11 protein-coding genes and 1 pseudogene are annotated in these 13,847 nt (G+C 56.8%); 5 read left to right on the top strand and 7 right to left on the bottom strand.

What is annotated here, in order from left to right; translation table 11 throughout:
* The first annotated feature begins 26 nt into the window (after positions 1 to 26).
* The 3 genes from ATO67_RS14350 to ATO67_RS14340 are packed head-to-tail and all read left to right on the top strand — an operon-like array spanning position 27 to position 5,477.
* Entirely contained in the window at positions 27 to 779 is a 753-nt protein-coding gene (locus ATO67_RS14350; protein ID WP_067650319.1) for an ImuA family protein, read from the top strand.
* Entirely contained in the window at positions 700 to 2,214 is a 1,515-nt protein-coding gene (locus ATO67_RS14345) for a Y-family DNA polymerase (RefSeq protein WP_067650315.1), read from the top strand. The genes ATO67_RS14350 and ATO67_RS14345 overlap by 80 nt, the downstream gene beginning before the upstream one ends.
* Complete coding sequence (locus tag ATO67_RS14340) at positions 2,214 to 5,477, top strand: error-prone DNA polymerase (RefSeq protein WP_067650727.1); 3,264 nt, start codon at positions 2,214 to 2,216, stop codon at positions 5,475 to 5,477. The genes ATO67_RS14345 and ATO67_RS14340 overlap by 1 nt, the downstream gene beginning before the upstream one ends.
* A gap of 27 nt (positions 5,478 to 5,504) precedes the next feature.
* Here ATO67_RS14340 and ATO67_RS23295 read toward each other — a convergent pair whose 3' ends face one another.
* The 7 genes and pseudogenes from ATO67_RS23295 to ATO67_RS14300 all read right to left on the bottom strand — a co-directional run bounded on the left by ATO67_RS23295 (position 5,505) and on the right by ATO67_RS14300 (position 11,903).
* Positions 5,505 to 5,762: a hypothetical protein gene (locus ATO67_RS23295; RefSeq protein WP_067650312.1), complete on the bottom strand. Its 258-nt coding sequence runs from the start codon at positions 5,760 to 5,762 to the stop codon at positions 5,505 to 5,507.
* Positions 5,763 to 5,889: 127 nt separating this feature from the next.
* A pseudogene (locus ATO67_RS22890) lies at positions 5,890 to 6,024 on the bottom strand (transposase); the annotation flags it as partial.
* 640 nt (positions 6,025 to 6,664) lie between these two features.
* Entirely contained in the window at positions 6,665 to 7,543 is an 879-nt protein-coding gene (locus tag ATO67_RS14325) for an AbiU2 domain-containing protein (protein ID WP_245303987.1), read from the bottom strand.
* Positions 7,544 to 7,570: 27 nt separating this feature from the next.
* Entirely contained in the window at positions 7,571 to 8,110 is a 540-nt protein-coding gene (locus ATO67_RS14320) for a GIY-YIG nuclease family protein (protein ID WP_245303986.1), read from the bottom strand.
* Positions 8,111 to 8,363: 253 nt separating this feature from the next.
* Entirely contained in the window at positions 8,364 to 8,744 is a 381-nt protein-coding gene (locus ATO67_RS14315; RefSeq protein WP_106404962.1) for a pentapeptide repeat-containing protein, read from the bottom strand.
* A gap of 262 nt (positions 8,745 to 9,006) precedes the next feature.
* The gene (locus ATO67_RS14310; RefSeq protein WP_067650300.1) at positions 9,007 to 9,738 is read right to left on the bottom strand and encodes a hypothetical protein; all 732 of its coding nucleotides are present in this window, start codon (positions 9,736 to 9,738) and stop codon (positions 9,007 to 9,009) included.
* Between the two features lie 395 nt (positions 9,739 to 10,133).
* Positions 10,134 to 11,903, bottom strand: coding sequence for a DUF4209 domain-containing protein (locus ATO67_RS14300; RefSeq protein WP_210176134.1), 1,770 nt, complete (start codon positions 11,901 to 11,903; stop codon positions 10,134 to 10,136).
* A 690-nt stretch (positions 11,904 to 12,593) separates the two neighbouring features.
* On the opposite strand from ATO67_RS14300, the gene ATO67_RS14295 reads away from it, so the two are divergent.
* The gene (locus ATO67_RS14295) at positions 12,594 to 13,043 is read left to right on the top strand and encodes a DUF892 family protein (RefSeq protein WP_067650291.1); all 450 of its coding nucleotides are present in this window, start codon (positions 12,594 to 12,596) and stop codon (positions 13,041 to 13,043) included.
* Between the two features lie 159 nt (positions 13,044 to 13,202).
* A complete protein-coding gene (locus tag ATO67_RS14290; protein WP_067650287.1) occupies positions 13,203 to 13,802 on the top strand; it encodes an alpha/beta hydrolase in 600 nt (199 codons plus the stop codon).
* Positions 13,803 to 13,847 lie beyond the last annotated feature (45 nt).

Genomic DNA, 13,847 nt, shown 5'->3' with positions numbered 1-13,847 from the left:
CGCGAACCGAAGGGATTCCGCGACCGATGTCGGCTGTCCGCGACCTAGTCCTTGCTGATCTGCGCGAGCGCATCTCGTCCATTGAGGGTGAGGGCGCGAAGAAGACGGGCTGTCTTCCATTCGGTGTCGAAGAGATTGACGCGATCCTGCCGGGAGGCGGCCTGGCTCATGGAGCGCTCCACGAATTCGCAGGCGGTGGTTCCGGCACTGTTGATGGCGCAGCGGCTGCTCTTTTTGCCGCCGGGATCGCAGCACGCACGAAGGGGCCGATCGTCTGGTGTCTGACGCGGCCCGATCTGTTCTTCCCGGCTCTTGCTCAGGCAGGCCTGCATCCGCGTAGGGTCATCTTCGTCGAGAGCGACAAGGAAGAAGATGTCGCTGCCAACATGGAAGAAGCGCTTTCCTACGGCGGCTGTGGCGCGGTTGTCGGCGAGATGGTGCGGTTGCCAATGGTCGTGAGCCGTCGGCTCCAGCTCGTCGCGGAGCGAACCGGGACAATTGCCTTGGCAGTGCGCCGTTGGCGAAGGCAGACAGAGGCAAACGACTTCGGCCAGCCGACCGCATCGACCACAAGGTGGCGGGTAAGCGTGCTGCCGTCCGAAGAACTTCCGGTACCGGGAGTAGGGCGACCTCGATGGTTTCTTGAGTTGATGAGATCGCGTGCCGGCGAATGCAAAGAGTTCTGCGTAGGAGCGTGTGATGGCAAGGGTCGTATCCATATATCTACCGGAGCTGGCCACGGACAGGATCAGACGAGACGATCCCACCATTCCGGCTGACCAACCGATCGCGGTGATCGCGAAGAGCGGATCCAAACGGTGGGTCGCGTCTGCCGACGGGGCTGCGCAGAAGATCGGTGTCCGCGTCGGCATGGCCGCGGCGAAGGCTCAGGCGATCTTCCGCGGGCTGATGCTCATCGATGCAGATCCCGGCGCCGATGCCGCCGCGCTGGATCGCATCGCGCTGTGGGCGCTTGGTCACTATTCCCCGATCGTCGCGGTCGACGGCAAGGACGGTCTCGTGCTGGACACCGAGGGCGCGGACCATCTCCAAGGCGGCGAAGCAAAGATGATCAGCGGTATCGTGAATACGTTCCACTCTCGGAAGCTCACTGCCAAGGTCGCGATCGCGGATACATGGGGCGCGGCGCACGCATGCGTCCGTGCAATCAATCGGGATACCGTGATCATCCCCCGCGGCGAGATCGTTCGCGCCGTCGAAAAGCTATCGATCTCGTTGCTACGGCTCCCGGAGAAAGTCGTTCAGGATCTCTGGATACTCGGCTTCCATTCCATCGGTGAACTGTCGAATACCCCAAGAGCACCGCTGGCCCTCCGTTTCGGGCCTGAAGTCGGCCGTCGCCTCGACCAGATGTTCGGTCGCGCGGGAGAACCTATCGATCCGATCCGCACTGCCGATCTCGTTGAGGTCTCCAGGTCGTTTCAGGAGCCGATAGGCGCGCCCGATACGATCAACAAGTATGTAGGTCGGCTCGTTGTCCAGCTCGTCGCCGAACTCGAGAAACGCGGCCTCGGCGCGCGCCGGACGGACCTCATCGTGCATCGCGTCGACAACACCCACCAGGCGATCCGTGCAGGGACGGCAAAGCCGGCACGCGACATCGCTTGGCTCACGAAATTGTTCAAGGATCGCACCGAGCAGATCGATCCAGGTTTCGGGATCGAGAAACTCGTCCTCGTTGCCGTGTCGGCGGAACCGCTGCAGGAAGAGCAGAAGGCCTCGTCTCTCGTTGAGGAAGAGATAACCGACCTCACACCATTGATCGATATCTTCAGCAACCGCGGTGGTCAGCGCGTCTACCGCGTGGCACCTGTTGCATCGGATGTTCCCGAGCGGAGCGTTCAGCAGATATCCGCAGTCGCCGAGGAGATAACTGAGAGCTGGGTCGGACACTGGCGCAGGCCCACCCGGCTGTTCGAACGACCGGAGCAGATTCAGGCAATTGCAATGATGCCAGACTATCCGCCAGCAACAATTACGTGGCGTGGAAAGCGCCACCGCGTGAAGCGAGCCGACGGCCCCGAGCGCATCTTCGGTGAATGGTGGAAACGCCCCACCGAGCTGGAAGCGGTCAGAGATTACTTTGTCGTCGAAAACGACGACGGCGAGCGGTTCTGGATCTTCCGCTCTGGGGACGGGATCGATCCGGAAACGGGTTCGCACCGATGGTTCATGCACGGGATCTTTGCCTGATGAAATATGCTGAACTCCAGGTCACGACACATTTCAGCTTCCTGCGAGGCGCATCGTCCGCGCAGGAGCTGTTCGCGACGGCGAAAGAACTCGGCATCGAAGCCATCGGTGTGGTGGACCGCAACAGCCTGGCGGGGATCGTACGCGCGTTGGAAGCTTCCCGCGAAACCGGGATTCGTCTGGTCGTAGGCTGTCGGCTCGATCTGCAGGACGGCATGTCGGTGCTCGTCTATCCGACGGACAAGGCAGCATACTCCCGGCTCACCCGACTGATTACCGTCGGCAAGGGCCGGGGCGGCAAGAACAACTGCATCCTTCATATTGATGATCTCGCCCTCTATGCCGAGGGCCTGATCGGCATTCTCGTGCCTGATCTCGCAGACGATGTCTGTGCTGTGCAGCTCCGCAAGATGACAGAGATCTTCGGTAGGCGCGCCTATCTTTCGCTCAGTCTTAGGCGGCGACCCAACGACCAGATGCGACTCCACGAACTTTCGAACCTTGCGACAAAGTTCAAAGTGAAAACGGTCGTCACCAACGATGTTCTGTTCCATGAGCCGTCCAGAAGACAGCTTCAGGACATCGTCGTTTGTATCCGCACGACTACGACTATCGACGACGTGGGCTTTGATCGTGAGCGGCATGCCGACCGCTATCTCAAGCCCCCGGAAGAGATGGAGCGCTTGTTTCCGCGTTACACGCAGGCACTCGAGCGCACGATGGAGATTGTCGAGCAATGCAGGTTCTCGCTTGAGGAGCTGACCTACGAATATCCCGAGGAAGCGCTGATCGACGGAATGGATGCCCAGCAGTCGCTGAAGCAGTGCGTCCGCGAGTGCATTCCTGACCGATATCCCGAGGGTCTGCCGCAAAGCGTACTGCGAGCCGTCAAACACGAACTCGACCTGATCAAGGAGATGGAATACGCTCCTTACTTCCTGACCGTCTACAGCATAGTTCGTTTCGCGCGGGGGCAGGGCATACTCTGCCAGGGCCGGGGCTCCGCCGCGAACTCCGCGATCTGCTACATCCTCGGGATCACCTCTATCGACCCGGAAACCAACGACCTCCTGTTCGAACGCTTCGTCAGCAAGGAGCGTAACGAGCCGCCGGACATCGATGTCGACTTCGAGCACCAACGCCGTGAAGAAGTCATCCAGTGGATCTACAAGACTTATGGCCGCGACCGGGCTGCTCTCGTCTGCACCGTCACGCGTTACCGCGCCAAGGGCGCGATCAAGGATGTCGGCAAGGCAATGGGTCTGCCGGAGGACGTGACCAAAGCGCTATCGTCCGGCCTTTGGTCGTGGTCTGAGGAGATCACCGAGCGCAATGTGCGGGAATTGAATCTGAATCCAGACGACTACCGTCTGGTGATGACGCTGCGGCTTGCTCGGGATCTCATGGGCGCGCCACGCCACCTCGGCCAGCATGTCGGCGGCTTTATCCTGACGCGGTCGCGCCTAGACGATCTTGTTCCTATCGAGCCGGCGGCGATGGAAGATCGTCAGGTGATCGAATGGGACAAGGACGATGTCGAAGCGCTCAAAATGATGAAGGTCGACGTGCTGGCCCTAGGGATGCTGACGTGCATGCAGAAGGCCTTCAACCTTATCCGGGAGCACAAGCACGAGGATCTCGATCTCGCTAAGGTTCGGCAAGAGGACGGTCCGACCTACGCGATGATCCGCAAAGCCGATACTCTCGGCACCTTCCAGGTCGAGAGTCGGGCGCAGATGGCGATGCTCCCTCGGCTGAAACCCCGCACCTTCTACGATCTCGTTGTTCAGGTGGCGATCGTCCGGCCGGGGCCGATACAGGGCGACATGGTCCATCCCTATCTTCGTCGTCGGGAGGGCAAGGAACCTGTCGAATACCCTACACCTGAGCTGGAGGCGGTGCTGGGCAAGACGCTGGGTGTGCCGCTGTTTCAGGAGAGCGCGATGCGGGTGGCAATGGTCTGCGCGGGATTCACAGGCGGGGAGGCGGACCAGCTTCGCAAGAGTATGGCGACCTTCAAATTCACAGGAGGGGTCAGTCGGTTCAAGGACAAACTCGTCAGCGGCATGGTGCGGAATGGTTACACACCGGAATTTGCGGAGAAGACGTTCTCGCAGCTCGAGGGTTTCGGAAGTTATGGTTTTCCGGAAAGCCACGCGGCGTCCTTCGCCTTGATCGCCTACGCGTCATGCTTCATCAAATGCCATTATCCGGATGCCTTCGCCGCAGCGCTTATGAACTCCCTGCCAATGGGGTTCTACGCGCCCGCCCAGATCATAGGTGACGCGCAGAAGCACGGCGTTGAGGTGAGGCCCATCTCCGTGCAGCACTCACGGTGGGACTGCACGCTGGAAGAAATTCCCGGAACCGACCGGCATGCCGTGAGACTTGGCATGCGACAGGTCACTGGGCTCGCCATGCGGGATGCCGCGAGGATTGTCGCCGCCCGGATCGAGCGACCATTTGAAAGCGTCGATGATGTCTGGCGAAGATCGGAGGTGCCGTCCGAGGCTCTGGTTCAACTCGCCGAGGCAGATGCTTTCCGACCAGCATTCAATATCGAACGTCGGGATGCGTTATGGGCGATCAAGGCATTACGAGACGAACCGCTGCCACTGTTCGTGGCGGCCGCCGAGCGCGAGATGATGACGGTCGCCGAGCAGCAGGAACCGGAGGTCGAACTCAGGCAGATGACCGAGGGCCACAACGTCGTGGAGGACTATCAACACGTTGGCCTGACGCTTCGTGCGCATCCGCTTTCGTTTCTGCGCCAAGATCTGGCCGCGCGCCGTATCGTCACTTGCGCCGATGCAATGAATGGGCGCGACAAGAGCTGGCTCTGCGTTGCCGGACTGGTGCTGGTTCGACAGAAGCCCGGCTCGGCGAAAGGAGTGATGTTCATCACGATTGAGGACGAAACCGGGCCTGCGAACATCGTTGTGTGGCCGTCATTGTTCGAGAAGCGGCGGCGCGTCGTGCTCGGAGCTTCGATGATGGCGATACAGGGCAAGATCCAGAGAGAGGGCGATGTGGTCCATCTGATCGCGCGGCAGCTCTATGACTTATCGGCTGATCTTTCGTCTCTGTCGGACCGCGACGCTGTGTTTCGGAATCCGAGCGGCAGAGGAGACGAGTTCGCACACGGGTCACACGGCGGCGGGGATGCTCGGGATCGACCGAAGGCAATCCCGGACGCGCGGGAGATCTACGTCCGGGATTTGCACATCGACACGCTGAAGGTGAAGAGCCGGAATTTCCACTAATGTCGTCTGCCCGCATTTGGACAGCGCTCAGCGCCCTGACGCTTTGACATCAATATCGCGGTTGAATGGCAAGTCGAGATAGGGGTTCTGCGCAACTTTGGCCCTGATTTTCACCTGGTGGGAGCCGACATCACCCCACACCACTTCGACGGTTCGGCCTATATGCGAGATAGCGATATCGATCAGGCAGAGTGATATTATCTTCATGTAGTACTGACTGAACATGCGTCCGCTCGAAATGCCGACGAGATTGCCGTCCAGTAAGACATCGTCTGCAAAGACCATGGAGATGTTTCCTGCCAGACGGAATTAGCGGGGAAATCCATGAACTGGTCAACAAGGCGGACCGGCAAGAACGTCGGTGACACATCTCGACCGGAGAGAATTCTCCGCCAGACACGAATTGCGATGGATGAACGTCATGCCGACGTGCCACATCGCAGACACGCGCGCCTGGCTGAGACGCTTCCGCCAGGATGGTCAGCTTCACCTCTACCGGCCAGCGCCGCCTGCGTTCAATGCCTGAAATAATTCCCGTGCGAGCCATCCCAACCTCTAAGATCCCGATCTAATCCCAGCATTAATGCTTGTACTAACGCCAGATCATCGCCTGGATGACTCAATTCGCGAAATGTGTTGGCCGGACGCGCATCGCCGCTCCACTAGGTCATCGACCGTGGCAAAGGAAATCACGCTTTCGATCTCACAGATCAAGAGTGCTGGTATAACGCCGGGGAGCCTAAGACTCGTCGATGGCTAGTTCACACAACCAATTAGCAAACCTGGAGACGACTTGTATCCAAGGTCCTACATCTGTCTTTCCCATCCCAGGCTGATCAGTATCTAGCCAAATCGGACGCGGGTCTTCGAACGTCTGCTTAGCTTTCCCATTGAGCGCAAAAGCGCCTTTCTCGCTGGCGAAATACACCGCGCCCATTTTCAGTGCAGTTCCGTTGCACCGGATTTGCATTTTCTGGACATCGAACGGCCATTTGCATTTCGCGTCGCTTCGGTTCACCACCAAAGTCTTTCCCTCGACGACGCCACCGCAAGCCAAGACCTCGTCGGAATTCGCGTTAGCATATGTCGATGGGGTTGCAGCCATGCCTGCAACGAGCGCAATAATGCTAGCTATTTTCAATGTGTCCTCACTTATGCGACGGTCAAATCTGTCAGGCCCTGACAGGTTACAAGTCGGTGGCTTTTATCTGCCAGCTGTCTACATCACGGCGAGTAGCTTCCCAATTTTCTTCAAGGTCAGGCATATCTTCCGGCGAAACTAATGGGTAATCCAAGCCTTCGAACTGGTTCCCGATGTAGGTTGCAAGGCCTGCCCCGCCTTCGTTGGCAAACCAGACACCAACGAGGTGAGCCACTTGGACGAGTTCCTTTAACGCTTCCCGAGAGTCTCGAATATCAAATTCATCCAGGAGCTTGTCCTGTCGGCTTTCTCTATTCCCCGCATGGGCCAAGTGCGAACTGACATGATCGCTGATGCTGTTGAGCGCGACCAATCGGTTTTCCAGCCGCTCGAAAATGTCCTCGCTGATCAGATCGTTAGGGCTACGCTTGTCACCCGAAATTCCGCTTAGAAAGTCAAAGTGCTGGTGGGCTGTCTGGCTTTGGGTTAACGCGGGATCGCCCCAAACGGCCTTTCCGTTTGCCGCCTTCAAAGCCTCCCGTTGCTCCTCTTCCAGCTTCGAGAGATCATATCGACAGTCGCGCAAAACCTCGACATAGACACGTCTCGAAAGTTTCGCTCGGCAAGCTTTGATGTCGTTTAGGACTGCTCTGATCGAGTAGACCCCGTGATCGCCCTTCAAATGCCCTTTGTCGAGAAGCCTCCGCACACCCAGCAAAAGGCTGGACCAATATCCGCTAGCGATAAGATCGAACATCATTTGATTGATGGGCGGTTTTTCGCGCCTGTCTTTGTTCGCTAGGAGTACGATCCTGATGGCCGTCCGAAAAGCAGCGTAGTTCCACAGAAGATCATTGACCGTTTTCAGAATGCCAGTGGTTTCATCATTGAAAGCTTCTCGCCATGTGTCGATCCGAAGCTTCAACTGTTGCTCAGCCTGAGTGCCCATTTTCTAACTAGCGCTCCGCATGTTCCAAGGCAGCAGATATTTATTGATTAAGCCAAGCTCAAGTCCAGCGGCTCCGTGAACGGGGAGGCCATTCCATTCCATGTCACTTGGGGTCGAAACGTAAATATCAATCGATCTTGACTGGCTCAGCTCCTCCTTGAGGAAACTGTTCAGTCTAATATTTGTCCGCTGTGAAACACCTGGCTTGCCATATGTATAAAGCCGCTTGTGTAGGCCGACAGTCGCCACTCCAACGTAGATTGCAAACCCATCTCTCACGAAGGAATAGACGCCGACTGCCTTTGGCGCTGGCACGTCTAGGACAAGATCGCCATCAGGTGACAAAAGCCAGCGGCTTGCAAGGGTGAACCCCCCGGCGATCAGCGTATCCAAGGGCAATGGCGGCTTGATACGTTTCGTTGCTACGGGCAAATTAATAATAGCGACGTCAGTGATCGAAGCCGAGCGATTTCCAACTTTAAGAACGTTGTAGGCATGCTGGTATCGAATGCCGAGATGGCGGGCAATTTCAGCGACTTCCAAGCCGTCTGCTGCGAGCGCTCGAATTGATCTGCCTTGGTCAATTCCATGGCTGTGTCTCACTCAATTTCGGTAAGCCAAGCCTCACGACTCATCAGCTTCCTTCGTCCGCAGCTTCAAACTTCCCGTCCAATCGAAATGGACATCCGTCGGCTCATATTGCTCGTTGCTATAGTACCTTTATCATGTGTGAAGTCCGCGTTGAACCACATGCGGTTTTCCGCTCTGCGCCATTCACGAAGGAAGTAAATCGCGATCAGGTTTTCGCCTGTTCATAGGCGACGAACAAATCTGTAACGAGAACGCCGTTGATCCGCATGCCCGTTAGATCGGCGTCTTTGATGTCCGAATCTGCCAACGTCACGCCGCTTATCGTTAAGCGCGATAGGTTCGCATTCGTGATGACGGCTCCAGAGAGATTGACGTTGTTAAAGCTAGAATCTGCAAGATTGATATCGTCGAAAACGGCTTCGCTTAAATTTGTGTCGGTAAACCGTGCCTTGGACAAACAAGCGTAAAAGTGTGCGTCGGCGAGGTTTACGCCATCGAAATTAGACGCTGCCATATCGGCGCGCTTGTAATGCATTCCCTGCATCTGAGGGCCATCAAACTCAATGTTTTTTTGTGGTTCGGCCATCTTGGTATCCTCCATCCGATTATGATTGCTGCTCGAAGAATGCCAGAATGTCCGGTTATTTGCGACCGGCGAATCCAAAATAGAAGCAAGTCCAAGGTGATCCCGAAGAAACTCCCGTGATTTTCCTCATCGCCAAGCCTGTCGCGAACGTTAGGGCTTCACGGCTATTGCTCCAGCGGGCGAATGCCCGGTTTGGGCCGACTGCGGCCTTATCAGATTCGCGCCAACAGCAGACATGTGAGTTGGCAAGCCATGTACGCCTTTACCTACGGCGCTTTGGCTCGGCTCGGCTGGGGTCTTGTATTTTGGTCGTGCTCCTGACAGTTCGCTCTGCCACAAAACCATTCGCACCCCAGAAGTTCTCAATGCCGCCTGGAACATCCTTGTAGAAGTCTTTGACGTCGAAAGGGATGCGATCAATAAGCTTGAACAACTCCGGTGCCTTCGTCAGTTCATCGTCGATCTCCTTGGCGCGGTCAACTTCCTTTTCCTTGACGTAGGGAATGGCAGCCTCAAGCAGGTTTTCGAGGATATCGGACATCATGCTGTCACTGTTGACCCGATGGTGTACCGCAGTGATGGCATCGCCGTGGTACTGCTGCAGATACAACACGCGTTCGTCATGCCAGCCACCACCCGACCCGAAATGAGCGAGCACCTTGTCCCGAAGCGAGACGATGATCTTGTGCGCCTCGCGTTGCTCCGGTGAATACGCGCCAATAACGCCGACATCGTATCGCTCGACGGCCTTGGTGTGGCTGGCGCGGCAATATACCACGACGGCATGGGTAAGGAGGGCTCTTGCGATGTGACCACTACCGCCCACGTCCTCCCGCATTTTCTGCAATTCCTCGACCGACTTCTTCACATCGGCAAGGTCAGTGCTGACAGATATGGCAGACTGGAACTTTCGGACGGCCTTTATGAACGACTGAGCCTTAGGATTAGCGGTAAGAACTGCGGCGGCGGCGGTGAGGTCGAAGACGCGTTGCATGGTGATGCCTCAGGCTATTGAAATCTGGCATCACTTCAGCAGCTCAAGTTCACTTCTTCAAGCCCTTGAGTGGCGTCTTGGCCAACGACCTGAAACCGTTCCGCCGCCTGCCATTCGGGAGAGTGCCGATTTGTTTCAAAATCGTCCAGCGTTCCATCACCGTCCGGCCCCTCGTATCATAAATCTTCGCGGCAAATTCCGTCCTCCGCGCAGCCAGGTTTCCACGAGGAAGATAGTCGTCAGAGGGGCTCGCCTCAGATTTGCGTACGCCGGGTGGCCCAACGATCACGACACCCTCCCAAGCCTTGTCGCCTTTACTAGCCTTGGGCGCCACCGTACCTGGTTCATGGATTGTCCGACTTCGTGTTATATTCGGAGGGAGTTTTTCTCGGTCTTCAACTCAAACGCGACGCAGCCGACGATGCCGCTCTCGCGATATCCCGCCAAAACCCGAGCACTAATAGCGAGTGGATAATTCGATCACAGGTCGTTGAAGTCGCGTCCGACATGCCCGTTAATCCGTGAGCGACTACATTCCTGAGATTTCTAGCGCGCGGATCGACATACAGAGCTCTGAAGTAGTGAACCGTATCATCACCCAATGCCGTCTGGAGTACGGGGTTCGATAGGACCTCGCCCATATTAAGAAGTGTCTGCCTTCCAGGCATCGTGGGGTGATTGCGCACGATGGGTTCGCCGAGCCCTCTGAGCGTCCGCCTCAGTCCCAGCTCGATCTGTGGAACAAGTACGTGAAGCGTCTTGATCCAATCGCCGGTGCGCCATGCCTCGACACCCTCGATCACCATAGTTAGATCATCGAATGCGCCAAGACGGTTTGCCCATCCCGCAATCTCGTAGGAGTCGAGGCCATGGACAGACATGCAGCGCTCTAAGGCCTGATCCAAAAAGATACCCACAAACATGGCTTCCTGCCCCGCTTGGTGCATAATCCGCCCTTCCATGTCCTCGTCCACACTTCCGACGACAGCCGCGATGTGTTCGTCCTCGTGGATGTTGATCGAAATGGTGGCCTGTATTGGTGCGACCCTGGCGTTCTCCAAGACCCTTTCTCTGAGAACGCTGATCCTTGGGACGAACTCGTTTGCGATGTTAGCAAGCGACAATCCAAGGTTTTCCGGAGTGACAATGCTGTCGAGAAAACGCTCCATATCGTCGAAGCCAACTTCGAAACGGAACGAGTGAGCCACCATTTCGACATTGCTCCTGGCCACTGCCTCCGCTCGAGCTGTTCGGACACGGTTGAACGCTACTTCGTCGCCTGCGTTTCGGTACTCGGTCGCTGCCACATCAAGATGCGCAGCCGCCGCCATTGGTTCGCTCCGAGCGGCAAGCGTCTCAAATGCGCGGGCAACCGCCGTATGCACGCGAACCACGTCGGCTCGGGAGCGCAAGCCATTATAGTGCCTTTTAAGGCGGGTACCGATGTCACGGGCCGAATGAGCGTTGAATCTGTCGCCCTCCCCGGCACTCTGCTCGAGAGCGGCGTCCAACGCGCCGACTACTTCCTGCGTTATCTCAGGGGTGCCGACGTTGCGTTCCCAAAGAAGTCGTTCCACAATATCGAAGTTGAAACGGTGGGAACTTCCCATGAGCTCCCGGAATTCCTCCATCAGCAACTCCCTTGATCGCACCTTTGCATCCTCGTCCCTTATTGACAGAGCGAGTGTCAACATACGCAGCGCCGCATCGGTTTTGTCGAAGAATTCTTCGTAAGCGCTTTCGGCAATCATCAATTCGTATGCTGCTAACGCCGTACGTGCATGGACAGGGTCACGGCGTCTCCCCAATTGCGGTGCAATCTCCCAAAGCAGATCACTGTATCGAGCACGAAAAGCAGGGTGATCTACCACGTCTAAGCGTTGAGACCAGAGGTCGAGGGCTCGCTCATCCAGCTGGTGAACATCGGGAATGTACTCGACAGTCCCATCTTCGTAGGAACGCGCGCCTTTTGGGCCGAAGTATCGTTGCCATGGCTCTGCAAAATGATCCGTGTCCAACCCGAATGCTACGGCGTCGACCCAGGCCGACATGTTATCTTGCCCGGAGAGTCCGAGTTCCCTCCGCGTGTTGTGCATGCTGGCTTCGAGACGATAAAAGTTTACAGGCGCACCTGTGGCTGCCTCTTCTCGGATGGCGGTTTCCATAGCCTCGATAAGCGGAAGGGGTTCATCACACATCAAAGAGTTCCATCGTTGGTGGGAATCATAGGCGTATACACAATGGCGAAGTTTTAGATGGTGTCGAGACGAGCACCCAATTGCGAGTGCTCCAGGAATGTAAGAGACGTTAAGCTTGGTGACGACGATCTTGCCATCCCCGAAGGAAAGCTCGAACTGCACCGGGGCGTTCGGCCGCAGCAAACAAGAGAGGAGAAAAAGCCAATCCCTTGACCAAAACCCAATCATAAAACCAGTTAGAGGTGGCTCACTACTCGGTGGAAAAGCCGGCTCAGCTCCGCATGGAAACCGATAGCTCTACGAGTTTGAACCCTCGGTAATTGAGCGAAAGCGTTCGACTATCTTACCAACGGAGCCGCTATTACGTCTCCAACGAGTATGCCATGGGCTTTGCCTTTCACGCTAGCACTGAACAGCATAGCTTGGCCTCTAAGAGCCAAAAACGGAATTTCTAAGATCGGAGTAGCTCACCCGCATGTCGCCACGCGAAATACAGCGCGCCGCAGACTATGGTGATGCGGGAATTCATCTGATCCGGACGAGATCGCTCCGACGCGGCCGCCTCACGAGCCGCTCCGCTCACCGGGCGGTCCCGGAAGGGAACATTACCGGAAGCGGTTGGTTACTAGGCTTCCAGATTAACGAGGAGAAGAATTTATGGTCACCATGGTTGGAAACGAAGGAAGCATCGAAAAGCTGGTCAAGGATCTGCTCTATCTCGAATACGACGCTATCGCAGCATATGACTCATGCATGGAACGCCTTGACGACAAGGCGCTGGCTGCGAAGATTGATGAATTCAAGCAGGACCATCTTCAGCACGTGGCCGTGCTAAACGAGATCGCATTGGAGATCGGTATCGAACCTCCTGCGGAAGGCGACATGAAGCAGATGCTGACGACGGGGAAGATCGCGCTTGCCGATCTATTCGGCGATTCCGCTATTCTCAAAGCCATGAAGACGAACGAGGATGACACGGTAACCGCTTACGAGCGCGCAGCAAAACACGAGGATGCCATTCCGAGCACGAAGGCATTCTTCCTCACCGCTCATCAGGATGAGCTGAAACATCGCGCGTGGATGGAAACCACCGCAGAGTCGATGTGACCTTGAAAAACGCGTGGGCGGTGCTCATCTAAGGATCACCACCCATATATCGACGGCCTGCAGCAACCATGACGGTTGTGCGTTTGCTGTCGCGGGTGACGAGGGCGCTCCCCATGATGGGTTGAGCGCCCTCCGTTTGTTTCCCAACACCGAGATCAAATGTCAGCATCGCACCTCATCATCTTCCTCCACGGCATCGGCGCGTCCGGCCAGCAGCTCAAACCTCTGGCATCGTCGTGGAACGGTCGGCTGCCCACAGCAGTATTCGCGACTCCGGATGCGCCATATCGTAATGGGTACGGCGGCCATCAGTGGTTCAAAGTTGATGGCATGCAGCTAGATCCTGGTCGAATACGCGCGGCACGAGAGGGTTTCGACCGTAAGATCCGCGACGTGATCACACAGAAAGGCTTCGGAGACCGTGTTCATGACGTTGCATTCGTGGGAGTGTCACAGGGCGCAATCATGGCTCTGGATGGCGTCTCGTCTGGCCGTTGGAGCATAGGAGCTGTAGTGGCGTTCTCGGGCCTTTTGCCTCCCATATCCATCTTGCCAGAAAGCAACCGGACCCCTGTGCTCCTCATACACGGAGCTAATGACCGCACTATACCGTCTGTCGCTTCCACGACGGCGGCCGGACAGTTGCGAGCCGCTGGGTTCTCAGTCGAGTTGGAGATCGAGCCTGGAGTGGGTCACACGATCTCAATGAGCGGTGCGGACACTGCGGCGCGGTTTCTTCAGAATGCCTTGGCTCGATAACGGCAGTCGCTGACACCTCTAGTGTCGGATGAACGCGAATACGGC

Source organism: Agrobacterium bohemicum, from assembly GCF_001562555.1.
GTDB lineage: Bacteria > Pseudomonadota > Alphaproteobacteria > Rhizobiales > Rhizobiaceae > Agrobacterium > Agrobacterium bohemicum.
Note: the sequence above shows the minus strand (reverse complement) of the source record. Positions and strands in the feature narration are given on the sequence as shown.

What these genes read in the sequence shown, in the direction of transcription:
- ATO67_RS14310 (WP_067650300.1), bottom strand. Translation starts at nt 9,738, where the DNA reads ATGCAACGCGTCTTCGACCTCACCGCCGCCGCCGCAGTTCTTACCGCT.
- ATO67_RS14345 (WP_067650315.1), top strand. Translation starts at nt 700, where the DNA reads ATGGCAAGGGTCGTATCCATATATCTACCGGAGCTGGCCACGGACAGG.
- ATO67_RS14290 (WP_067650287.1), top strand. Translation starts at nt 13,203, where the DNA reads ATGTCAGCATCGCACCTCATCATCTTCCTCCACGGCATCGGCGCGTCC.
- ATO67_RS14315 (WP_106404962.1), bottom strand. Translation starts at nt 8,744, where the DNA reads ATGGCCGAACCACAAAAAAACATTGAGTTTGATGGCCCTCAGATGCAG.
- ATO67_RS14340 (WP_067650727.1), top strand. Translation starts at nt 2,214, where the DNA reads ATGAAATATGCTGAACTCCAGGTCACGACACATTTCAGCTTCCTGCGA.
- ATO67_RS23295 (WP_067650312.1), bottom strand. Translation starts at nt 5,762, where the DNA reads ATGGTCTTTGCAGACGATGTCTTACTGGACGGCAATCTCGTCGGCATT.
- ATO67_RS14350 (WP_067650319.1), top strand. Translation starts at nt 27, where the DNA reads ATGTCGGCTGTCCGCGACCTAGTCCTTGCTGATCTGCGCGAGCGCATC.
- ATO67_RS14300 (WP_210176134.1), bottom strand. Translation starts at nt 11,903, where the DNA reads ATGGAAACCGCCATCCGAGAAGAGGCAGCCACAGGTGCGCCTGTAAAC.
- ATO67_RS14295 (WP_067650291.1), top strand. Translation starts at nt 12,594, where the DNA reads ATGGTCACCATGGTTGGAAACGAAGGAAGCATCGAAAAGCTGGTCAAG.